This is a genomic window from Thiohalocapsa halophila (assembly GCF_016583825.1).
Taxonomy (GTDB): domain Bacteria; phylum Pseudomonadota; class Gammaproteobacteria; order Chromatiales; family Chromatiaceae; genus Thiohalocapsa; species Thiohalocapsa halophila.
On record NZ_NRRV01000051.1, the window covers coordinates 1 to 21,705 of the forward strand.

Annotated in this window: 19 protein-coding genes; 2 read left to right on the forward strand and 17 right to left on the reverse strand. The window is 69.1% G+C overall.

Features of this window, described 5'->3' with window-relative positions:
• Window positions 1-58 precede the first annotated feature (58 nt).
• On the forward strand, window positions 59-643 hold the full coding sequence (ampD, locus tag CKO31_RS17945) for a 1,6-anhydro-N-acetylmuramyl-L-alanine amidase AmpD (protein ID WP_200240178.1): 585 nt from the start codon (window positions 59-61) through the stop codon (window positions 641-643).
• A 10-nt stretch (window positions 644-653) separates the two neighbouring features.
• On the opposite strand, the gene CKO31_RS17950 is transcribed toward ampD, so the two are convergent.
• The 5 genes from CKO31_RS17950 to CKO31_RS17970 all read right to left on the reverse strand — a co-directional run bounded on the left by CKO31_RS17950 (window position 654) and on the right by CKO31_RS17970 (window position 7,763).
• Window positions 654-1,496: a UDP-2,3-diacylglucosamine diphosphatase gene (locus CKO31_RS17950; RefSeq protein WP_200240180.1), complete on the reverse strand. Its 843-nt coding sequence runs from the start codon at window positions 1,494-1,496 to the stop codon at window positions 654-656.
• 165 nt (window positions 1,497-1,661) lie between these two features.
• Window positions 1,662-2,654, reverse strand: coding sequence for a Nudix family hydrolase (locus tag CKO31_RS17955; protein ID WP_200240181.1), 993 nt, complete (start codon window positions 2,652-2,654; stop codon window positions 1,662-1,664).
• Window positions 2,623-3,843 (reverse strand): bifunctional glutamate N-acetyltransferase/amino-acid acetyltransferase ArgJ, encoded by a 1,221-nt coding sequence (gene argJ, locus CKO31_RS17960; protein WP_322789173.1) that lies wholly within the window; start codon window positions 3,841-3,843, stop codon window positions 2,623-2,625. Before argJ ends, CKO31_RS17955 begins: the two co-directional genes overlap by 32 nt.
• Entirely contained in the window at window positions 3,822-6,686 is a 2,865-nt protein-coding gene (secA, locus tag CKO31_RS17965; protein ID WP_200240183.1) for a preprotein translocase subunit SecA, read from the reverse strand. Before secA ends, argJ begins: the two co-directional genes overlap by 22 nt.
• 168 nt (window positions 6,687-6,854) lie before the next feature.
• The gene (locus tag CKO31_RS17970; protein WP_200240185.1) at window positions 6,855-7,763 is read right to left on the reverse strand and encodes a M23 family metallopeptidase; all 909 of its coding nucleotides are present in this window, start codon (window positions 7,761-7,763) and stop codon (window positions 6,855-6,857) included.
• A gap of 139 nt (window positions 7,764-7,902) precedes the next feature.
• Here CKO31_RS17970 and CKO31_RS17975 point away from each other — a divergent pair, with 139 nt between their 5' ends.
• On the forward strand, window positions 7,903-8,382 hold the full coding sequence (locus tag CKO31_RS17975) for a DciA family protein (RefSeq protein WP_200240186.1): 480 nt from the start codon (window positions 7,903-7,905) through the stop codon (window positions 8,380-8,382).
• Between the two features lie 44 nt (window positions 8,383-8,426).
• Here the strand turns inward: CKO31_RS17975 and lpxC are convergent, their stop codons facing one another.
• The 12 genes from lpxC to mraY form a co-directional block, all read right to left on the reverse strand.
• Window positions 8,427-9,338 (reverse strand): UDP-3-O-acyl-N-acetylglucosamine deacetylase, encoded by a 912-nt coding sequence (gene lpxC, locus CKO31_RS17980; protein ID WP_200240208.1) that lies wholly within the window; start codon window positions 9,336-9,338, stop codon window positions 8,427-8,429.
• A gap of 350 nt (window positions 9,339-9,688) precedes the next feature.
• Window positions 9,689-10,852 carry a cell division protein FtsZ gene (gene ftsZ / locus CKO31_RS17985; protein WP_200240209.1) on the reverse strand — a complete coding sequence of 388 codons (1,164 nt, stop codon included), beginning with the start codon at window positions 10,850-10,852 and terminating at the stop codon, window positions 9,689-9,691.
• Window positions 10,853-11,090: 238 nt separating this feature from the next.
• Window positions 11,091-12,308 carry a cell division protein FtsA gene (gene ftsA, locus CKO31_RS17990; RefSeq protein ID WP_200240211.1) on the reverse strand — a complete coding sequence of 406 codons (1,218 nt, stop codon included), beginning with the start codon at window positions 12,306-12,308 and terminating at the stop codon, window positions 11,091-11,093.
• 5 nt (window positions 12,309-12,313) lie between these two features.
• A complete protein-coding gene (locus tag CKO31_RS17995; RefSeq protein WP_200240213.1) occupies window positions 12,314-13,126 on the reverse strand; it encodes a cell division protein FtsQ/DivIB in 813 nt (270 codons plus the stop codon).
• Window positions 13,123-14,052, reverse strand: a complete 930-nt coding sequence (locus tag CKO31_RS18000; protein ID WP_200240214.1) for a D-alanine--D-alanine ligase — start codon at window positions 14,050-14,052, stop codon at window positions 13,123-13,125. Before CKO31_RS18000 ends, CKO31_RS17995 begins: the two co-directional genes overlap by 4 nt.
• Window positions 14,049-14,960, reverse strand: a complete 912-nt coding sequence (murB, locus tag CKO31_RS18005; RefSeq protein ID WP_242475476.1) for a UDP-N-acetylmuramate dehydrogenase — start codon at window positions 14,958-14,960, stop codon at window positions 14,049-14,051. The genes CKO31_RS18000 and murB overlap by 4 nt, the downstream gene beginning before the upstream one ends.
• Entirely contained in the window at window positions 14,957-15,136 is a 180-nt protein-coding gene (locus CKO31_RS18010; RefSeq protein ID WP_200240216.1) for a hypothetical protein, read from the reverse strand. The genes murB and CKO31_RS18010 overlap by 4 nt, the downstream gene beginning before the upstream one ends.
• The gene (gene murC, locus CKO31_RS18015) at window positions 15,126-16,562 is read right to left on the reverse strand and encodes a UDP-N-acetylmuramate--L-alanine ligase (RefSeq protein WP_200240218.1); all 1,437 of its coding nucleotides are present in this window, start codon (window positions 16,560-16,562) and stop codon (window positions 15,126-15,128) included. Before murC ends, CKO31_RS18010 begins: the two co-directional genes overlap by 11 nt.
• Window positions 16,559-17,632: an undecaprenyldiphospho-muramoylpentapeptide beta-N-acetylglucosaminyltransferase gene (murG, locus tag CKO31_RS18020; protein WP_200240220.1), complete on the reverse strand. Its 1,074-nt coding sequence runs from the start codon at window positions 17,630-17,632 to the stop codon at window positions 16,559-16,561. Before murG ends, murC begins: the two co-directional genes overlap by 4 nt.
• 95 nt (window positions 17,633-17,727) lie before the next feature.
• Window positions 17,728-18,999, reverse strand: coding sequence for a putative lipid II flippase FtsW (ftsW, locus tag CKO31_RS18025; protein ID WP_200240222.1), 1,272 nt, complete (start codon window positions 18,997-18,999; stop codon window positions 17,728-17,730).
• Window positions 18,996-20,384 carry a UDP-N-acetylmuramoyl-L-alanine--D-glutamate ligase gene (gene murD / locus CKO31_RS18030; RefSeq protein ID WP_200240224.1) on the reverse strand — a complete coding sequence of 463 codons (1,389 nt, stop codon included), beginning with the start codon at window positions 20,382-20,384 and terminating at the stop codon, window positions 18,996-18,998. Before murD ends, ftsW begins: the two co-directional genes overlap by 4 nt.
• A complete protein-coding gene (mraY, locus tag CKO31_RS18035; protein ID WP_200240225.1) occupies window positions 20,381-21,463 on the reverse strand; it encodes a phospho-N-acetylmuramoyl-pentapeptide-transferase in 1,083 nt (360 codons plus the stop codon). The genes murD and mraY overlap by 4 nt, the downstream gene beginning before the upstream one ends.
• Window positions 21,464-21,705 lie beyond the last annotated feature (242 nt).

A 21,705-nucleotide genomic window follows, 5' to 3' on the forward strand; every position in this document is an offset into this window, starting at 1 on the left:
CCCCAGTGTCGCCCCCCAGTGCTGGCCCCAGTGCTGGGGGGCGACACTGGGGGGCGGCATGGCGCGTCAGGACGCATTGCACTCGGACGGCTGGCTCGATGGCGTGCGCCGCGTGGCATCGCCGCACTTCGGTGAGCGTCCGGAGGGCAACGTCATCGACCTGCTGGTGATCCACAACATCTCCTTGCCGCCCGGGGAGTTTGGCGGGCCATGGGTGGAGCAGCTCTTTTGCGGACAGCTGGACCCGACGGCGCATCCTTACTTCGACGCCGTCGCGGGCAGCCCGGTCTCGGCGCATCTGTTCATCCGCCGGGACGGCGAGACGCTACAGTTCGTGGACCTATGGCAGCGGGCCTGGCATGCCGGGCGCTCGTGCTGGCAGGGCCGGGCCGAGTGCAACGACTACGGCATCGGTATCGAGTTGGAGGGCACCGATGACACGCCCTTCACCGACGTCCAATACCTGCGCCTCACGAGGGTCACCAGGCAGATCATGCGGCGCTTTCCCGCCATCACCCCTGAGCGCATCGTCGGCCATAGCGACGTGGCCCCGGGGCGCAAAACCGACCCTGGGCCGGCCTTCGATTGGGCACGTTATCGGGGGCTGCTGGCCGCCGCCGCCGCCGCCGCGCAAGAAGACTGACGGCGCCGGCTCATCCCGCCTTGGCCATCGCCGCCGACGCGGTCGCGGACAAGGGCCATTCGGTGGTCAGGACCTCCTGCTCCTCGGTCCAGCGCAAGAGCTCCATGGTGCCGTCGTGGTGCTCCACCAATGCCGTGCAGCTCTCCACCCAGTCGCCGCAATTGCAATAGGTGACGCCGTCGATCTCGCGGATCTCGGCATGGTGGATGTGGCCGCAGATCATGCCGTCGACCTGGCGGCTCTTGGCCTCGTCGGCCACCGCCTGCTCGAAGTCGCCGATGTAACTGACGGCGTCCTTGACCCGGTGCTTGAGATACGCGGCGAGTGACCAATAGCCCATGCCGAGGCGCCGGCGTATCCAATTCAAGCGGTGATTCACCGACAGCAGCAGGTCGTACAGATGGGCGCCGAGCACCGCGAGCCAGCGCTCGTGCTGGACGACGTGGTCGAACTTGTCACCGTGCAGGATCAGAAATTCGCGCCCGTCGCAGGTGGTGTGGACGATCTCGTCGCGTACGGCGACGTTGCCGAAATCGCTGCCGATGTGTGGTCGCAAGATTTCGTCATGATTGCCGGGCACATAGATCACCTCGGTACCGCTGCGCGCCTTGTCCAGAACGGCCCGCACGACGTTGTTGTGGGACTGCGGCCAATGCACGCCGCTCTTCATGGCCCAGAGATCGATGATATCTCCGACCAAATAGAGCTGGCGGCATTCGCTCGCTTGCAGGAAGTCCAGCAGGAATTCCGCTTGGCAGCCACGAAAGCCCAAATGGACATCCGAGATCCAGATGCTGCGGTATTTGAGGGGATGAAGGCGCTCGACGTTGCCGGCGCTCGGCTCTGCACGCATACCAACCACCACTGCGGGTTTAAATACCGCTCATGGTGGCCTGCGATTGTTGCGTTGATGTTGACGCTGCGTGAAGATCCAATGAAGCGAGCCAGCTCCAGGGCGTCCGTCGCTGCAATGGCGGCCCGCTCCATGACCGTCAGGCGACCGGCACCGATGGTGGCGTCAGTCGGCGCGCCAAAAGCCGGAGATCGCCGCGACCCCCTGGGCACCATGGGCGAAGCTCCGCTGCAGATCGCCCTCGGACAAGCCGCCGAGGGCATACACCGGCAGCGCAGCCCGATCGGCGAGCGCCGCGAAGCCGGGCCAGCCCAGGGTGGCGGCCTGCGGATGCGTCGTCGTTGGCATGACCGGGCCCAGCAGCGCATAGTCCAGCCCCAGCGCAGCGGCCCGATCGAGCTCCGCCGCGTCGTGGCAGGAGGCGCCGAGCAAGGCGACATCCGCCGGGCGCTCCCGCTGCCGCCGAAGCGCCGCCGCTTGCAGGTGCAGCCCGTGCGCGGACAGATCGGCCACCCGCTGCGGGTCGCGATTCAGCAGCAGCTTGGCGCCCGCCGCCTCGCACAGGTCGAATGCTTTGCGGGCCAGCTCGCGGTAGGCCGGGTCGTCGATGGCGTGGGCGCGCAATTGCACCAGCTCGATGCCGGCTGCCAGAGAGGTCTCTAGGCGGCACAGGAAGCCGGGCACATCGCAGGGGTCCGGGCCGGTGATGAGATAGCGCGGCGGCAGGCGCAGGGCGTCGATGATGGGCTTGTCGGCGGCGGGGAAATGCAGCGGGTCCATGGCCGCCGGGGCCACCCAGTCCAACGGCTGGCCTTCCAGTCCGCGGGGCTCACCGGCAAACGCCGACACCAGGAAGACCTCCAGCACCACGCGGCGGTCGCCGTAGTCGTGGTGGACGCGGATCAGCGGGCGCCCCGCCTGCACTTCGACACCCAGCTCCTCGCGCAGCTCGCGCACCAGCGCCGCCCAGGCCACCTCGCCGGGCTCCAGCTTGCCGCCGGGAAATTCCCATAAGCCCCCCTGATGGACATTGCCGGGGCGCCGGGTCACCAGCACCCGGCCCGTCGCGTCCAACAGGGCGCCCGCGGCGACATGGATTCGGCGCTGGGGGGCAGCGGGCTCGGTGTCAGGTCCGGTACTCGGCGTTGATCCGGACATAGTCGTAGCTCAGGTCGCAGGTGAGCAGCCGGGCTGCGGCCTCGCCCCGCCCCAGCGCCACGCGGATGCAAAAGGCGTCGCGGGCCATGACGGCGCGCCCGGCGGCCTCGGTGTAACCGGCGTCGCGACCGCCGCGTCTGACAATCAGGCAGTCGTCGAGCCAGATGCGCACCCGCTCGATGTCGAGCCCGGACACGCCGGCGCGGCCGACGGCGGCGAGGATGCGCCCCCAGTTGGGATCGGACGCGAAGAGCGCCGTCTTCACCAGCGGCGAGTGGGCGATGGTGTCGGCGACGGCGCGGGCCTCGGCGCGGGTCGCCGCCTCCGCCACCTCCAGGGTCACCAGCTTGCTCGCCCCCTCGCCGTCACGGACGATGGCCGTGGCGAGCTCGTCACAAACCGCTCGCACGGCGGCGGCCAAGGCGTCCGCCGCCGCCGTGCCCTCGGTCACCGCCGGGGCGTCCAGGGTGCCGGCGGCGCAGAGCACACAGGCATCGTTGGTGGAGGTGTCGCCGTCGATACTGATAGCGTTGAAGCTGTCGGCGACGGCCTCACGCAGCATCCGCTCCAGCAGAGCCCGCGGTACCGCGGCATCCGTGGCCAGAAAGGCGAGCATGGTGGCCATGTCCGGGCGGATCATGCCCGCGCCCTTGGCCATGCCCACCACCGTCGCCTCCCGGCCACCGACATCGCAGCGGGCGGTGGCCGTCTTGGGTCTGGTGTCCGTGGTCATGATGGCGCTGGCGGCGTCAGCCCAGCCATCCTCGCGCAGCCCGGCCACCAGCGCCGGCAGCGCTGCGGCGATGCGCTCCACGGGCAGGTATTCGCCGATGACCCCGGTGGAAAACGGCAGGACCTCTTCCGGGGCGCAGTCGCCCGCGGCAGCCAGCGCCGTACAGCAGGTCTCGGCATCCGCGAGGCCGCGGGCGCCGGTGCCGGCGTTGGCATTACCCGAGTTGATCAGCAGCCACCGCGGCGGCGTCTGGGCGAGGTGGTGCCGGGCCAGCTGCACCGGCGCCGCGGAGAAGGCGTTGGTGGTGAAGACCGCCGCCGTTTCCGCCCCCGGCGGCAGCGCGAGGAGCACCAGGTCGTCGCGCCCCTGATAACGAATACCGGCGGCCCCGGCGGCGAGGCGCACACCGGCAATACGCAGTGTCGCCACCGGGCTCAGGCCATCTTGCCGTGGCACTGCTTGTATTTCTTGCCGGACCCGCAGGGACAGGGCTCGTTGCGGCCCACCTTGCGCTCACCGCGCACATAGGGCTGATGGTCGGCGCCCGGCGCCGTTTGCTGCCCGGCGGCGGCCGCCTGGGCCTGCTGTGCCCCCTCGCCCGCCGGCTGACCGCTGCCGGCGGCTGCGGGCTCGGCGGCGGCGTCCAGCCCGGAGAAGGCCTCGTGCTTGAACTGGAAGTCCTGTTGGCGGGGCTCCGCCGGCGCCACGTCCTCCGGCGAGCGCACCTGCATGCGCGAGAGGGTACGCACGACCTCTTGCTTGATGTTCGCGAGCATGGCCGAGAACATCTCGAAGGCTTCGCGCTTGTACTCCTGCTTGGGGTTTTTCTGTGCGTAGCCGCGCAGGTGGATGCCCTGGCGCAGGTAGTCCATCTGTGCCAGGTGGTCCTTCCACTGACTGTCCAGGGTCTGCAGCATCACCGCCTTTTCGATCTGGCGCATGGTGTCGGCGCCGACGAGCTTCTCCTTCTCGGCGTAGTAGCCGGCGACGGTGTCGGCGATGCGCCGCCGCAGGGTCTCCTCGTGCAGATCGTGATCCTCGTCCAGCCATTGCTGTATGGGCCAATCACCGCCGAAGAACTCCGCCAGCGCCTCGGACAGCCCGGGCACGTCCCATTGCTCTTCCAAGCTCTGCGGCGGGATATAGCCGTTGATCAGGTTGGTCAGCACGTCCTCGCGCATGGCGGCGACCGTCTCGGAGATGTCCTCGCCGTCCATGAGCTCGCGGCGCTGCTCGTAGATGACCTTGCGCTGGTCGTTGGCGACGTCGTCGTACTCCAACAGCTGCTTGCGGATGTCGAAGTTGCGCCCCTCCACCTTGCGCTGGGCGTTCTCGATGGCCTTGGTGACCCAGGGATGCTCGATGGCCTCGCCCTCCTGCATACCGAGGCGCTGCATCATGTTGCCGACCTTCTCGGAGGCGAAGATGCGCATCAAGTTGTCTTTCAGCGACAGATAGAAGCGCGAGCTGCCCGGATCGCCCTGGCGGCCGGAGCGCCCGCGCAGCTGGTTGTCGATGCGCCGGGACTCGTGACGCTCGGTGCCGATGACATGCAGGCCGCCGGCGGCGATGACGCGCTGGTGGCGGGCCTGCCAATCGGTCTTGATGCGCTCGCGCTCGGCGGCGTCGTCGACCTCTTCCAGCTCGGCGTCGAGGTTGCCGCCGAGCACGATGTCCGTGCCGCGGCCGGCCATGTTGGTGGCAATGGTCACGGCGCCCGGCTCGCCGGCGCGGGCGACGATGCCCGCCTCGCGCTCATGCTGCTTGGCATTCAGGACCTCGTGATCGATTTGCTCTTGACTCAAGAGCTTGGAGACCAGCTCCGAGGTGTCGATGGAAGCCGTGCCCACCAGGGCCGGCTGCCCGCGCTCGACGCAGTCCTTGATGTCATCGATGATGGCCCGGTACTTCTCCTCCTGGGTCAGGTAGACCAGGTCGCCGCGGTCGTCGCGCACCATGGGCATGTGGGTGGGGATCACGACCACTTCCAAACCGTAGATGCTCTGGAACTCGTAGGCCTCGGTATCCGCGGTGCCCGTCATACCGGCGAGCTTGGGGTAGAGCCGGAACAGATTCTGGAAGGTGATGGACGCCATCGTCTGGTTCTCGGGCTGGATGGGCACGCCCTCCTTGGCCTCCACGGCCTGGTGCAGCCCCTCGGACCAGCGCCGGCCGGGCATGGTGCGGCCGGTGAACTCATCGACGATGATGATCTGCCCGTCGCGGACGATGTAGTCCACGTTCTTCTGAAACAACGCGTGCGCCCGCAGCGCCGCATAGACATGGTGCATGAGCACGATGTGGGAGGCGTCGTAGAGGCTCTCGCCCTCGCCGAGCAGGCCCATGTCCGTGAGCATGGCCTCGACCTTCTCGTGGCCCTCCTCGCTCAGGTAGACCTGCCGCGACTTCTCGTCCACGGAGAAGTCCCCGGGGCCGAAGTCCGGCTGGCCCTCTTCGTTCTTGATGGGCTCCTGGCGGGTCAGGGTCGGGATGATATGGTCGATCTGCTTGTACAGATCCGTGCTGCCCTCGGACGGACCGGAGATGATCAGCGGCGTGCGCGCCTCGTCGATGAGGATGGAGTCCACCTCGTCGACGATGGCGTAGAAGGGATCGCGCTGCACCCGCTGGTCCGGCGTGAAGGCCATGTTGTCACGCAGGTAGTCGAAGCCGAACTCGTTGTTGGTGCCGTAGGTGATATCGGCCCCGTAGGCGTCGCGCCGGGTGCAGGGGCGCAGATGGCGGTAGCCGGCCTCGCCCTGCGCGGGCTCGAAGGCCGCGTCGTAAATGAAGGACGCCGTATCCGGGCTGCCGCCGCCGGAGCTGTTGATGACGCCGACGGTGAGGCCGAGAAAGTCGTAGATTTGCCCCATCCAGGCGGCGTCGCGGCGAGCGAGGTAATCATTGACCGTGACCACGTGCACGCCCTTGGCGGGCAGGGCATTGAGACAAGCCGAGAGCGTCGCGACCAGGGTCTTGCCCTCGCCGGTGCGCATCTCGGCGATCTTGCCGTCGTGCAGGACCATGCCGCCCACCAGCTGGACGTCGAAGTGGCGCATGCCCAGTACGCGCTTGCCGGCCTCGCGCACGACGGCGAAGGTCTCATCCAGCAGGTCGTCCAGCCCTGTCCCGGCGCTGGCGCGCTCGCGCAGCCGCTCGATGCGCCCGCGCAGCTCGGCGTCGCTCGAGCGCCCGAGCGCGTCTTCCAGGGCGTTGATGGACTCGGCGGTCTTGAGCAGCTTCTTGACCATGCGGTCGTTGCGGCTGCCGAAGAGCTTCTTGAAGACGTTGATACCCATGACTTGCCCGCGAAGGGACCTCAGCGGCGTGAAGAAATCTCTACAGGATACCGGAAGGAGGGACGACGCGCTGGTGGTGCTAGGTTACGGAAACGCAACGACGCCGCGCCCGCCTGGCGGCGGGCGCGGCGTCGGGCGGGCGCGCTCGATGGAGCGCCCGATCAGGCGTCAGAGGCGTGCGACGCGGGACTTCTTGCTCAGGTCCAGATACTGCATCGGGTTGACCGCCTCGCCGTTGCGCCGGACTTCGAAGTGGATGTGCGGCCCCGTGGAGCGACCCGTGGAGCCGAGCTTGGCGATGACTTGGCCCTTGCGCACCATGTCACCTTCTGTTATCAGGTTACGGTGGTTGTGCGCGTACCGGGTCTCGAGCCCGTTGGCGTGGCGCACCTCGACGATCTTACCGTAACCGCCCTTGCGGCCAGAGAAAATGACGATACCGTCGGCCATGGCAACGATATCGGTGCCGTGCTTGGCAGCGATATCGATGCCCTTGTGCATACTGCGACGGCCGGTGATGGGATGCCGGCGGTAGCCGAACTTGGAGGTCACCACGCCGCCGATGCGCAGCGGCCAGCCCTCCGGCGTGCTGTGGCGCTTGAGGTCCCGCTCCATGATGAGCGTCTCCAGGAGCACCAGCTTGCGCTTGCGGTCATCCAGCTCCGACAGCACCTTCGCCAGATCCTGCGCGACGTTTTCAACGCTGGTCTTGTGCAGTACGGCCTCGTCCGGACCGCCCGCCGGCGCCGGATTGGCAAAGTCGAACTCTTCTTCGTCCAGACCGGCCATTTCCACCAACCGCTGGCCGAGGGCATTGATGCGCATGATCTCTGCCTGCAGCGCCCCGACCCGGGCGGCGACGGCATCGATGTCGGCGGCGGCCCGCGCCGCCGAGGGGTCAGCCGCCGGCGGCGGGGCCGTCCTTGCGGCGGCGGCGAGGTCGGCCTCGGCGATGCGGTACTTGCCGAGCCAAAAGCCGATGCCGCCGGCCACCAGGGCCGCCGCCATGATCACCAGCAGGAAAACCGAGGTCTGACCGGCCGCCCGCAATGGGCTGGGTGTCGTTGCTTTTTGCATCTGCTGCTACGCTCTTATCGGAGTTTGCTTGTCCGCGAGCTGGGCCCTGTCGGCTGCTCGCCCCCCAAGGTCTTGTCATCGGACGGAGCAGTACACGGATCTTCCAGTGGGCCGCTCCTGTCATACCGCGGAGCCTTCCATGCCGACCCGCGCCCGACACGTTCGTCGGTTCCTTCAGGGCAGCGACGCCGCCGCGGCGCTGCTGGCCGAAATCGAGCGGCGCGACGCGCTGCTCTCACGCGTGCGCGCGCTGCTGCCGGCGTCCGTCGCCCGCCACTGCACGCAGGCATCCCTCGACGAGGGTCTGCTGACGTTGGTTTGTGATTCCCCCGCTTGGGTGGATCGACTGAGGTTTCTCTCGCCTCAGTTCTTGCCGGCGCTCGCCGCAGCCGGTGACGCGGTTACCGACTGCCGCGTCCGCGCCCAGCCGACGCCAGCCCTGCCTGCGCTGGCGCCAACACCGCGCGCCGGCGATGCGCCCGAGGCGCCGACGACCCGTCAGGCCGCCCAAACCCTGGAGCACACCGCAGCCGCCCTCGGCGACACGCCCCTTGCCGGCAGCTTGCGCCGCCTCGCCGAGACACTGCGCCGCGCGCCGCGGGCCGATGCCGCGGGCTGATCTGGTGCGGCCACAGGCGGCGCCGGCCGGCTGGTGCTGGCGACTCAGCCCGCCAGGGCGGGCTGGCCGAACCGGATAGGCACCGAGTCGGCATCCTCGAAAGTGACCTCTTCCCAGGCGTCTTCCTGCGCGAGCAAGGCCCGCAGCAGCCGATTGTTCAGCGCGTGGCCGGATTTGTGTCCGATGAAGGCACCGATGAGGGGACGGCCCAGCAAGTAGAGGTCGCCGATGGCGTCGAGGATCTTGTGCTTGACGAATTCGTCTTCGTAGCGCAGGCCGTCATCGTTGAGCACGCGGTAGTCGTCCACCACCACGGCATTGTCGAGGCTGCCGCCCAAGGCGAGGTTCTGCTCGCGCAGGGCTTCGATGTCGCGCAGGAAGCCGAAGGTCCGGGCCCGGCTCACCTCTCTCACGAAAGAGGTGCTGGAGAAATCCACCACGGCGGACTGCACGCGGGAGGTGAAAGCGGGGTGCTCGAAGTCGATGGAAAAGCCCACGCGGAAGCCCTCGAAGGGCTCGAAACGGGCCAGCTTGTCACCGTCCTCGACAGAGACGGTGCGCTTGATGCGGATGAAGCGCTTGGGGCGGTTCTGCTCTTCGATGCCTGCCGATTGCAGCAGAAAGACGAAGGGACCGGCGCTGCCGTCCATGATGGGCACCTCACCGGCGCTGACGTCGACATAAGCGTTGTCGATGCCGAGTCCGGCGAAGGCCGAGAGCAAATGCTCGACGGTGGAGATCCGCGCGCCGTCGGCTTCCAGTGTGGTGGACAGCCGCGTATCTCCCACCCGCGCGGGACATGCGGTAATATCGACGGGTGGATCCAGATCGACCCGCCGGAACACGATGCCGGTGTCGGCCGCGGCTGGACGCAGGGTGAGATACACCTTGGTGCCGGTGTGCAGCCCAACGCCCGTGGCGCGGATGACGTTCTTCAACGTGCGTTGACGGATCACTGTCGCTCCCCTCGTCGCTTGGTCCCAGCGTCCCGCTCGGGGCCGTCCAGGTGGAACCGCCCGGATCGGATCCGGTTGGTGCTCTGTTCCGGGGGTCGGACGCAGCCTAAGGCCCACGCCGCGCAACCCCTCCCACAGGCATAGGTTAGGGATTTCCCGGATTTTTATCAAGCACCGAGTGCGACTGCAAGAGAAACGACTGTTTTTCCTCGTGTTACGAAGCTAGGGATTGTCCTAGATCAACCCGTTGGCCTGGCCCGGGCGACGGTGATCGCTCACCGCCGTCCGGGGCGTGGTCGGGGCGAGCGGCCGGCGCGCGCGGTCACGCACGCCCCGGCCGGGCTCGCGCATCAGTCCGCCTGACGTCGCAGGAAGGCCGGAATGTCCAGGTAGTCGAGGTCCGACCCCTGGTCGCCGCCACCGCCGCCGGCGGCCGCCACCCGCTTGTTGCGGATATAAGCGGGCTGGTCCATGTCGCGGTAGTCCGGCGTCACGCCCTCGCCGTCGCGGCTGTTCACCAAGCGCATCTTGGGCTCATCGGCGGCCATCCCGGCCTGGCGCCCGCCGAGCCCGGTGGCCACCACGGTGACGCGCAGCTCGTCCTCCAGCTCCGGGTCGATGACGGTGCCCACCACGACGGTGGCATCGTCGTCGGCGAAGTCGCGCACCGTGTTGCCCACCTCGTCGAACTCACCGATGGACAGACTCAGGCCGGCGGTGATGTTCACCAGGATGCCGCGCGCCCCGGCGAGGTTGATGTCCTCCAACAGCGGGCTGTTGATGGCGGCCTCGGCGGCCTCACGGGCGCGGTTCTCGCCGCTCGCGGCACCCGTGCCCATCATGGATACACCCATCTCGGACATGACCGTCTTGACGTCGGCGAAGTCGACATTGATGAGACCGGGCCGGGTAATCAGCTCGGCGATGCCCTGGGTGGCGTTCAACAGCACGTCGTTGGCGGCGCTGAAGGCGCTGAGCAGGGTCATCTCCTTGCCCAGCACCTGCAGGAGCTTCTCGTTCGGGATGGTGATGAGGGAGTCCACGTGCTTGCCCAGCTCGTCGATACCGGTGCTGGCGGTCTTGCCGCGCTTGCCGCCCTCGAACGGAAAGGGCTTGGTGACCACGGCCACCGTCAGGATGCCGAGCTCGCGGGCCACCTCGGCCACCACGGGTGCGGCACCGGTGCCGGTGCCGCCGCCCATGCCGGCGGTAATGAACACCATGTCCGCGCCCTCCAGGGCGTCTTTGATGCGATCGCGGTCTTCTTCGGCCGCCTTGCGCCCGATGTCCGGATCGGCCCCGGCCCCCAGGCCCTTGGTGATGCCGGCACCGAGCTGGAGGATGGTTTTGACGGTGGCGTTGTCGAGTGCTTGGGCGTCGGTGTTGCAGCAAATGAAGTCGACGCCTTCGATGTTGGCGGCGGCCATGTGATTGACAGCGTTGCCGCCGCCGCCGCCGACGCCGATGACTTTGATGACTGCGGTTTGGGTCTGGGTATCCATGAGCTCGAACATGATGCGTTGCCTCTGGTGTTGCTGTTGGCTATTGCCTGCCGGATCTGCCGTCCCCTCGGGCCGCGGGGTGGGTACGCCCGACTCCTATCGCCACCGCGCGCTCTCGCCAGGCGGTGTGCGCTTTCGCCATCCTGCGGCCGGCGGGGCAGGAGACCCCGCGCTTGTTTGCTTCCCCCTTATCGATGCCGGCCGCTGCCGCCCGAGGCGCAGCGACCGGCGGCGGTTCTTTGTGCCGCCTTTATCCACCGAGCCAGCGCCGCATTCGTCCCCAGAGCCCCTGGGCTTCCGCATATTCGGAGCCCGCGGAGAAGCGGTGCTGCTGCGCATAGATGAGCAGGCCGACCCCGGTCGCGTAGACCGGGTCGGCGATGCTGTCCTCGAGGCCGGTAACGTACTGGGGCACGCCTAAGCGCACCGGCATGTGGAACACGTCTTCGGCCAGCTCCAGTAGGCCCTCCATCTTCGCGGCGCCGCCGGTGAGCACGACGCCGCCGGCGACCAGGTCCTCGAAGCCGCTGCGCCGCAGCTCCCCCTGCAGCAGCGTCAGAAGCTCCTCGTAGCGGGGCTCGACGACCTCGGCGAGGGTCTGGCGGGAGAGCTGGCGCGCAGGGCGCTCGCCGATGCTCGGCACCTCGATGTCCTCGTTGACGCCGCGGGAGGACAGCGCACAGCCGTGGCGGACCTTGATGTCCTCGGCGTGCTGGGTGGGCGTGCGCAGGGCCACTGCGATGTCGTTGGTGACCTGGTCCCCGGCGATGGGGATACAGGCGGTGTGGCGGATGGCGCCGTCGGTGAACACGGCCATGTCGGTGGTGCCGCCGCCCATATCCACGAGGCAGACGCCGAGCTCCTTCTCGTCGTCGCCGAGCACGGCGTAGCTGGAGCTGAGCTGCCCCAGCACCAGGTCGTCCACCTCCAGGCCGCAGCGGCGGATGCACTTGACGATGTTCTGGGCGGCGCTCACGGCCCCCGTGACCATGTGCACCCGCGCCTCCAGGCGCACGCCGGACATGCCGATGGGCTCGCGGATGCCCTCCTGGTCGTCGATGATGAATTCCTGGGGCAGGATGTGGAGGATCTTCTGGTCCGCGGGAATGGCCACGGCGCGGGCCGCGTCGATGACCCGGTCCACGTCCGCCTGCACCACCTCGTGGTCCTTGATCGCGGTGATGCCGTGGCTGTTTAAGCTGCGCACATGGCTGCCGGCGATGCCGGCGTGCACCGAGTGGATCTCGCAGCCGGCCATCAGCTCCGCTTCTTCGACGGCGCGCTGGATGGACTGCACCGTCGACTCGATGTCCACGACCACGCCCTTCTTCAGGCCGTGGGAGGAATGGGTGCCAATGCCGATGATCTCGATGGTGTCGTCGGCCTTCAGCTCGCCCACCAGGGCGACCACCTTCGAAGTGCCGATGTCGAGTCCCACTAGGAGGTTCTTCTCACTACGTCTGGGCATGCCAGTCAGCTCCGTTCCCGTGAAATGTTTGCGGCCACGCGCTCGGGCCGGGCATCGGCGCGCGGCACCCAGCGCACCGCGAAGCCGTTGGTGTAGCGCAGATCGATGCGGGTGGGGATGCCGATGGCCTCCACCTGCGGGTAGGCGGCGAGCAGGCGCTGGAAGCGAGCCTCGATGTCGTCCGTGCCCAAATACAGCTCGGTGCCGCCGAGGAGCGTGAGCGTCCAGTCACCACGGGCGTTGCGCACCACGGCGTCGATGATGAGCCCGAGCTCGGCGAGCTTCGGATGCCAGCGCCGGTAACGCGCCACCACTTCGGACGCCATGGCGTCGGCGCCGTCGAGGCGCACCAGCCCGGCCGGCAGCCGGCCATCGCGGGGACGGAAGACGATCCCGTCCTTGGTCACCAGGCCGTTGTCGCCCCACTGCGCCATGGCCTCGTGCTCGCTGACCGAGAACACCAGCCGGTCCGGCCAGACACGGCGCACGCTGGCGCGATGAATCCAGGGCAGGTCTTCCACGCGCTGCTGCAGCGCTACCAGGTCCTGGGTCAGGATGCCGCCGTCGATGTGCTCGCCGATGGTCTGCTTCAGCGACTCCCGTGACAGCCCGTGCATCTCGCCGTCCACGGTGACCACGCGGATGGGCAGCAGCCGCGGCTCCCAATCCAGGGCTAGTGCGCCGGCCCCGATGAGCGCGGCAATGATGGCCAGCGCGGTGAGCAGCCGGGCAATGAGCGCGCCGCTGCTCGGTGGCGGGGTCGCCGCCATGGCCGCCGCCGCATGGGCCACCGGAGCCTGTGTCTGCGGACTGCTCACCGCGCGCGCTCCGGCAGCGTGGTCTCCAGGATGCGCAGACACAGGGTATCGAAGTCGATGCCGGCGGCCTTGGCGGCCATGGGCACCAGGCTGTGGTCGGTCATGCCTGGTACCGTGTTCACCTCCAGCAGCATGGGCTCGCCGACGGCGTCCAGCATGAAGTCCACCCGCCCCCAGCCGGAGGCGCCGACGGCGTCGAAGGCGCGCAGGCAGAGCGCCTGCAGCTCCGACTCCCGAGCCGCCGGCAGACCGCAGGGGCAGTGGTAGCTGGTGGTGTCGGAGAAGTACTTGGCTTCGTAGTCGTAGAAGCTGTTCGGCGTCTCCAGGCGGATCAATGGCAGGGCCTCGCCGCCGAGGATGGCACAGGTGTACTCGGCCCCAGGCAGCCAGCGCTCGGCGAGCACGATGCGGTCGTACTTCGCCGCGGCGCGCCAGGTCTCGGCCAGGGCCACCGGACTCTCGGCCTTGGCCATGCCGATGCTGGAGCCCTCCTGGGAGGGCTTGATCATGAGCGGGAAGCCGAGCCGCTCGGCGGCGCCCAGGTCCGCCTCGCCATGCAGCAGCACGAAATCCGCGGTCGGCACACCAGCACCGGCCCACAGCAGCTTGGTGCGGTACTTGTCCATGCCGATGGCCGAGCCCAGCACGCCGGAGCCCGTGTAGGGCATACCGATGCACTCGAGCGCGCCCTGGATCTGCCCGTCCTCGCCGCCGCGGCCATGGAGGATGATGAAGGCGCGGTCGAAGGCGCCGTCGCGCAAGACCTCCAGCACGTCCGGGCCCGGGTCGATGTCCTGCACATCCACGCCTGCACGCCTGAGCGCAGCACCCACGGCGGCACCGCTCTTGAGTGAGATGTCGCGTTCCGCCGCCTGCCCGCCGAGCAGCAGGGCCACCTTGCCGAATTGGGCCGAATCCAGCGTCATGATTGGAAATCCCCCACCCGACGCACCTCGGGTATCAGCCGGACGCCGTGGCGGCGCTCCACCTCCGCGCGCACGTGATCGATGAGCCGCGCGATGTCCCGCGCCTCGGCGTTGCCGGTGTTGATGATGAAGTTCGCGTGCTTCGGTGAGACCTCGGCAGCGCCGATGCGCAGGCCCTTGAGGCCGCAGGCCTCGATGAGCCGGGCCGCGTGATCCCCCGGCGGGTTGCGGAACACCGAGCCGCAGCTCGGCAGCCCCGTGGGCTGGGTGGCCGCGCGCCGGGCCAGCAGCTCTTTGATGCGGGCCTGGGCGGCTTCGGTGTCGCCGCGCTCCAGCACCATCTCGGCCTCCAGGAACCACTCGCCGGCCGGCATTGCCACGTGCCGATAGCCCACCTCGAAGTCCTGCGGACCGCGCTCGCGCAGCGTGCCGCTGCGATCCAGCGTGCGCACCAGGGCCACGTGGGGCCAGGTTTCACCGCCCCAGGCACCGGCGTTCATGGCGAGCGCGCCGCCGACGGTGCCGGGGATGCCGGCGAAGAACTCGAGCCCCACCAGGCCGGCACGGGTGGCGAAGCGCGCCGCCTTGGCACAGGACACGCCGGCTTCCAGGCGCAGCCGACCGGGCTCGACCTGCTCCATCGCCGTGAGGCAGCCCTGGGTCTCGATGACGGTGCCGGGCCAGCCGGTGTCGTCGATGAGCAGGTTGCTGCCGAGGCCGAGCCAGAGCAGGGGCTCGTCGGCATCCAGGGTACGCAGGAAGGCGATCAGGTCGTCCCGGTCCGCGGGCCGATACAAGCGCATGGCAGGGCCGCCGACGCGCCAGCTGGTGTGCTTCGCCAGCGGCTCGTCCCGGCGCAGCTCTCCGCGCAGCTCACCACTCAGCCCCATGCGCCCGGTGCTTGTCATGCCGGTGCGCGCTCCAGGCCCGGCGGTGGCGGCGGCGCCGGTGACTGCGGGCGGTGGGCGGTTGCGTCTTGTAGGCGCCCGTGCAGCGGCTCCCCGCAGCCGAGCCGCAGGCGCAGGCTGCCCGAGTGGCGGCTGCGCAACAGCATCTTGGCGGCAGACGCGCATTCAGCCTGCATCCTCGTCCTCCGCCGTCAGCAGCTTGGGCAGCCGTGCCGCCAGACCGCCGATGTCGCCGGCGCCGGCCACCAGCACCACATCGCCGTCGGCGAGGGTGGCGTCCAGCAGCTCGACGACCTCGTCCAGGTCCTGGGCGAAGCAGGGATCGACCCGACCGCGCGCCCGAATGGCGCGGGCCAGGCTGCGACCGTCGGCGCCGACGATGGGCTGCTCTCCGGCGGGGTAGACCTCGCAGAGCACCAGCTGATCGGGCTCCGAGAGGACGTGCACGAAGTCGTCGAACTGCTCCTGGGTGCGGGTGTAGCGATGCGGCTGAAACACCAGCACCAGCCGCCGCTTGGGCCAGCTGCCGCGGGCAGCGGCCATGGTGGCGGCGAGCTCCGTGGGGTGGTGGCCGTAGTCGTCGATCAGGGTGACGTCACGCCCGCCGCGGATGTCGCAATGGCTGACGACAAAGCGCCGGCCCACGCCCTGGAAGGCGGCCAGCGCACGGCGGATGGCGTCCGCGTCGACGCCCAGCTCCAGGCCCACGGCGATGGCCGCCAGCGCGTTCAGCATGTTGTGCCGCCCGGGTAGGCTCAGCTCCACCGCCAGCACCGCCCCGCCCGGCAGATGGGCGTCGAAGAGCATGCGCGTGCCCTGCTGGCGGATGTTGGCGGCACGCACGTCGGCATCGGCGCGGGTGCCGTAGGTCATCACCGGCCGGGCGATCAGGGGCAGCAGCGAGGCCAGCTCGTCGTCGTCCACGCAGAGCACCGCCAGACCGTAGAAGGGCAGGTGGTGCAGGAACTCGACGAAGGTGCTGCGCAGCCGATTGAAGTCGCCGCCGTAGGTGTGCATGTGGTCGGCGTCGACGTTGGTCACCACCGCCAGCATCGGCTGCAGAAACAGGAAGGACGCGTCGCTCTCGTCAGCCTCGGCCACCAGGTATTTGCTGGTGCCGAGGCGGGCGTTGGCGCCGGCGCTGTTGAGCAGGCCGCCGATGACGAAGGTCGGGTCCAGGTCGCCTTCGGCGAGCACGCTCGCAATCAGGCTGGTGGTGGTGGTCTTGCCGTGGGTGCCGGCGACGGCCACGCCGTAGTAGAAGCGCATGAGCTCGGCGAGCATCTCGGCCCGGCGCACCACCGGCAGGCGCGCCTCGCGCGCGGCCAGCAATTCCGGGTTGCTCGGGTCGATGGCGGTGGAGACCACCACGGCATCCACCTCGGCCACGTGGCCGGCCGCGTGGCCGATGAAGATCTCCACACCGAGCCCGCGCAGGCGGTCGGTCACCGCGCTGTCGCGGCGGTCCGAGCCCTGGACCGCATAGCCCAGGTTCGCCATGAGCTCGGCGATGCCGCTCATGCCGGCACCGCCGACGCCGACGAAGTGGATGCGCCGCATCCGGCCCATGTAGCTGGCGCTGTGGGTGCGGTGCGGGCTCATGAGCGACCCTCCGCGGCGCCCGCCAGCTCCAGGCACGCATCAGCAATGCGCTCGGCGGCATCCAGCCTGGCCTTCGCGCGCCCCGCTTCGGCCATGGCCAGACGCTTGTCGGAATCCGTCAGCAGCTCCCGCAGATGCTCGGCCAGCGTCGCCGGTGTCAGGTCCTTCTGGATGATAAGCCGCGCCGCACCTGCATCCGTGAGCCAGTGGGCGTTGCCCACCTGGTGGTCGTCCACGGCATAGGGGAAGGGCACGAAGACGGCCGGCACGCCGGCGGCGGCGATCTCCGAGACCGTCAGCGCCCCGGCGCGGCAGACCACCAGGTCCGCCCAGGCATAGGCGGCCCCCATGTCGTCGATGAAGGGCGTGATCTCGGCAGCGACGCCGGCCTCGGCATAGGCCGCCCGGGCGATGTCCAGGGTCTTCTCGCCGGCCTGGTGGCGCACCTGCGGGCGCGCCTGCGACGGCAGCAGTGTCAACGCCGCCGGCACCGTCTCGTTCAGCGCCTTGGCGCCGAGGGAGCCGCCCACCACCAGCAGCCGCGGCGCCCCGCTGCGCCCGGCGAGCCGCGGGGCGGGCGCGGGCAGCGCGGCGATTGCCGCGCGCACCGGGTTGCCGCTGTCCTCCGCCCGCCGCGCGGCCGGGAAGCTGCCGGGGAAGGCCTCGAACACCCGGTCCGCGAGCCGCGCCAGCCATTGGTTGGTGAGCCCGGGCACGCTGTTTTGCTCGTGAATGACCAGGCGCCGCCCCTGGAGCTTGGCCGCGAGCCCGCCGGGGCCGGCGACGAAGCCGCCCATGCCCAGCACCACCCGCGCCCCGCGGCGGCTGAGGATGCCGGCGGCCGCACGCACGGCGGCGGCGAGCTTCACAGGCGCCGTCAGCAGGGCCTTGGCGCCCTTGCCGCGTATGCCCTGGATACCGACCCACTCCATCTCGAAGCCCTGCGCCGGCACAAGGCGCGCCTCCATGCCGGCGCGGGTGCCGATCCAGAACACCTCGGCGCCGCGCGCGCGCAGCACCTCGGCCACGGCGAGGGCTGGGAACACATGGCCGCCGGTGCCGCCGGCCATCACCGCGACGCAAGGACCGAGGGGCGAGGGCCGACGCTCGGCGCGGTGCGGGCGCGCCCTGCTCGACCCTGCGTCCTGCGTGCCGGGCCGCTGCATCATCCACGTCGCCATGTCGCCCCCCGCTCACGTTTCTGCCGTTCCCGCAACGGCCGATCAGAGGGTGCCGGGCGCTCGCGGTGCAAACCGCCCTCCGGAATCGGGTCCACCGTCCGGCGCCGGAGCTCGAAGTCGATGCGCAGCAGCACGCCGACGGCCATCGCGGCCACGATCAGCGCGTTGCTGCCGTAGCTCATGAATGGCAGGGGCAGGCCCTTGGTGGGCAGCAGGCCCGTGTTGACGCCGACGTTGATGAAGGCCTGCAGGCCGATGAGCAGCCCGAAGCCGTGCGCCGCATAGCAGCCGAACAAGTCCCCCTGCCGCCGTGCCCGGGCGCCGATGACGAAGGCCCGCCAGGTGATGTACGCAAACACCGCGACCACCACCAGCACGCCCACCAGGCCGAGCTCCTCGCCCATGACAGCCAGCAGAAAGTCCGTGTGCGCTTCGGGCAGGTAGAACTGCTTCTGGATGCCATTGCCCAAGCCGACGCCGAGCCATTCGCCGCGGCCGAAGGCGATCAGTGCCTGGCTCAGCTGGTAGCCGGTGTCGAAGGGGTCGTCGAAGGGCTTGACGAAAGACGTCACCCGCTGCAGCCGATAGGGCTCGATGATGATCAGCGCCGCGAGTCCGGCGGTGAGCAGCAGACCCAGCAAGACGAAGCTCAGCACGCTGACGCCGCCGAGGAACAACAGCGCCATAGCGGTAGCCAGGATCACCGCCGTGGTACCGAAGTCCGGCTGCGCCATGATCAGCATGCCGGCGATACCGACCAACAGCATGGGCCGCAGAAAGCCCATCAGGCTGGTGCGCACATCCAGCTCCCGGCGCACCAGATAGCCGCTCAGATAGATCACGGCCGTGAACTTGACCAGCTCGGATGGCTGCAAATTGATGAGGCCGAGCGGAATCCACCGGGTGGCGCCGTTGACCGTGCGCCCGACCCCGGGCACCAGCAAGAGTACCAGCAGCCCGATGGCGAGCAGCATCAACAGCGGCCCGGCGTTTTCCCAGACCTTACTCGGCACCGCAAAGCAGACGGCGCCGCAGGTGAGCGCCAGTGCCAGCGCCACGCCGTGTCGCAGCACGAAGAAAAAAGGGTCGTCGTAGTTGCGGTCCGCCATGGGCATGGAAGCCGACGTGACCATGACAAAGCCGAGCCCGAGCAGGCAGAGCACCGCTACCAGCAGCCCTGCATCCAGTATCGCGGGGCTGCGCTCGGAGCGCCGCCGCAGGCCCGCGCTCGCTTCGGGCGCTAGTACTTGACTCATGGCACCCACCTCGCCACCGCCTCGGCGAAGGCGCGGCCACGCTGACGGTAGTCGTCGAACATGTCGAAGCTTGCGCAGGCCGGCGACAGCAGCACGCAGTCCCCGGGCTGCGCCAGCGCGGCGGCCTGGCGCACCGCAGTATCCATATCGGCGGCCCGGTGCAGCGGCACGGTGTCTGCCAATGCGGCGGCGAGGTCGTCGGCATCGCGGCCAATGAGCACCACCGCACGCGCCGCCCGACGGATGGCGTCGGGCAGCAGCGAGAAGTCCGCGTCCTTACAGTCGCCGCCGGCGATGAGCACGGCCTTGCGCCGCTTCGGCTCCGGCACCAGCCCCGAGAGCGCTGCCACCGTCGCGCCTGGATTGGTGCCCTTCGAGTCGTTGATCCAGCGGATGTCGTTGTGATCGGCCACTAGCTCGCTGCGGTGGGGCAGCCCGCGGAAGCGCCGCAGCACATCCAGCATGGGCTCACGCGGCAGCCCGCAGCACTCGCCGAGTGCCAGTGCCGCGAGTGCATTGGCCAGGTTATGGGTGCCCGGCAGCACGAGGTCGTCCACCGCCAGCACCGGCTCGCCGCCGCGGCAGATCCAGTCGGCCCCTCGATGGCTGCACAGACCCCAGTCGTCGGCTGCCGCCGGCGCCCCCAACGCAAAGCCCGTTTGCTCGGCCACCCCCGCGGCAAGCCGCTGCGAAGCGGCATCGTCGCGATTCACCACGGCGCGCGACGCGTGCCGGAAGATGCGCTGCTTCGCGGCGCCGTAGGCGGCGAGGTCCGGATAGCGGTCCATGTGATCCGGCGAGAGATTCAACACCGTCGCCACTGCCAAGGGCAGCGAATACGTGGTCTCCAGCTGGAAGCTGGAGAGCTCGACGACGTAGAGCTCGACATCGTCGGCGAGCAGACTGAGCACTGGCTCGCCGAGGTTGCCGCCAACACCGGTGCGCCTGCCCGCCGCCAACGCCATTTGCCCGAGCAGCGTCGTCACCGTGCTCTTGCCGTTGGTGCCCGTGATGCCCACCACCGGCGCTGCCACGGCCTGGGCGAAGAGCTCCACGTCCCCCACGACGGGGGTGCCGCCGGCGATCGCCTTGGCCACAGCGGGTATCGTCAGCGCCAGGCCCGGCCCGACGATGACCACGTCCGCGGCGGCGAAGGCAGCGTCGTCGAAGCCGCCGAGCATGACCGCCACATCCGGCAGCTCCTCGCGCAATGTCGCCAGCGCCGGCGGCGCGTCTCGGCTGTCGGTGACGGCGACGGTGGCGCCATGGCCGTGCAGCCAGCGCGCGCAGGACAGCCCGGTTGGGCCCAGGCCCACCACCAAGGCCTTGATGCCGGCCAGGGCGGCGGGTGTCAGGTCCGGGATTGTGGGCTCGTGCGCGGTCATCGGATCTTCAGACTCGCGAGGCCGATGAGGACGAGGACAACGGTGACGATCCAGAAGCGCACGATGACCCGCGGCTCCGGCCAGCCCTTCAGCTCGTAGTGGTGGTGCAGGGGCGCCATGCGAAAGAGGCGCTTGCCGGTCAACTTGTACGAGGCCACCTGCAGCATCACCGAGACCGTCTCCAGCACGAAGATGCCGCCCATGATGAAGAGCACCAGCTCCTGCTTGGCGACGACGGCCACGGCGCCGAGGGCGGCCCCGAGGGCCAGTGCCCCGACGTCGCCCATGAATACCTGCGCCGGATAGGTGTTGAACCACAAAAAGCCCAAGCCGGCCCCGGCGATGGCGCCGCAGAAGATCACCACTTCGCCCACATCCGGCACATAGGGGATGCGCAAATAGTCGGCGATCTCGGTATTGCCGGCGGCATAGACCATAATGCCGAGGCCTCCGGCCACCATCGCGGTGGGCACCACCGCGAGGCCGTCGAGCCCGTCGGTGAGGTTCACCGCATTGCTGGCACCGACGATCACGAAATACGCGAACAGGATGAACAGTGGCCCGAGCTGAATGCTCACGTCCTTCAGATAGGGCACCAGCAGCGCCGTCTCGCTCGGCGTCGTGGCACTCAAATAGAGGTACAGCGCCGCCGACAGGCCGACGACGGTCTGCCAGAAATACTTCCAGCGCCCCGGCAGCCCCTTGGGGTCCTTGAGCACCAGCTTGCGATAGTCGTCGACGAAGCCGATGGCCCCGAAGCCCGTGGTGGTGAGAAGCACCACCCAGACGAAGCGATTGGAGAGATCCGCCCACAGCAGGGTACTGAAGCCGATGGCCACCAGCATGAGGGTACCGCCCATGGTGGGCGTCCCGGCCTTGGAGAAGTGGCTCTCCGGGCCATCGTCGCGTACCACCTGCCCCACCTTGTAGCTGCTGAGCCAGCGGATCAGCGGCCGTCCCACCAGCAGCGAGACGCCGAGGGCCGTCAGCACGCCGAGGATGGTGCGCAGGGTCAGGTAGCGGAAGACGTAGAAGCCGCTGTCGAACTGCCCCAGCCAGTCGGTGAGCCAAAGCAGCATCAGCAGGCACTCCATCGTGGAAGGGCTGAGGGCTGAGGGCTGAGGGTCGTCTCGGCTCGGGCGGCCTCGGGCCGGCGTGTCCGGCGGATGGCTGACGCGCTTCGGTGCTTTGCTCCCGGGGCCAGACGCTCCTCGCTCCTCGCCCCTCGCCCCTCGCTCCTGCTTCCCTCCCTGGCAACGGCGTCGCGGCCGTCGCAGCGCTCCCCCCGAAGCGCAGCGAGCCACCGGCCGCGACTGTCGCC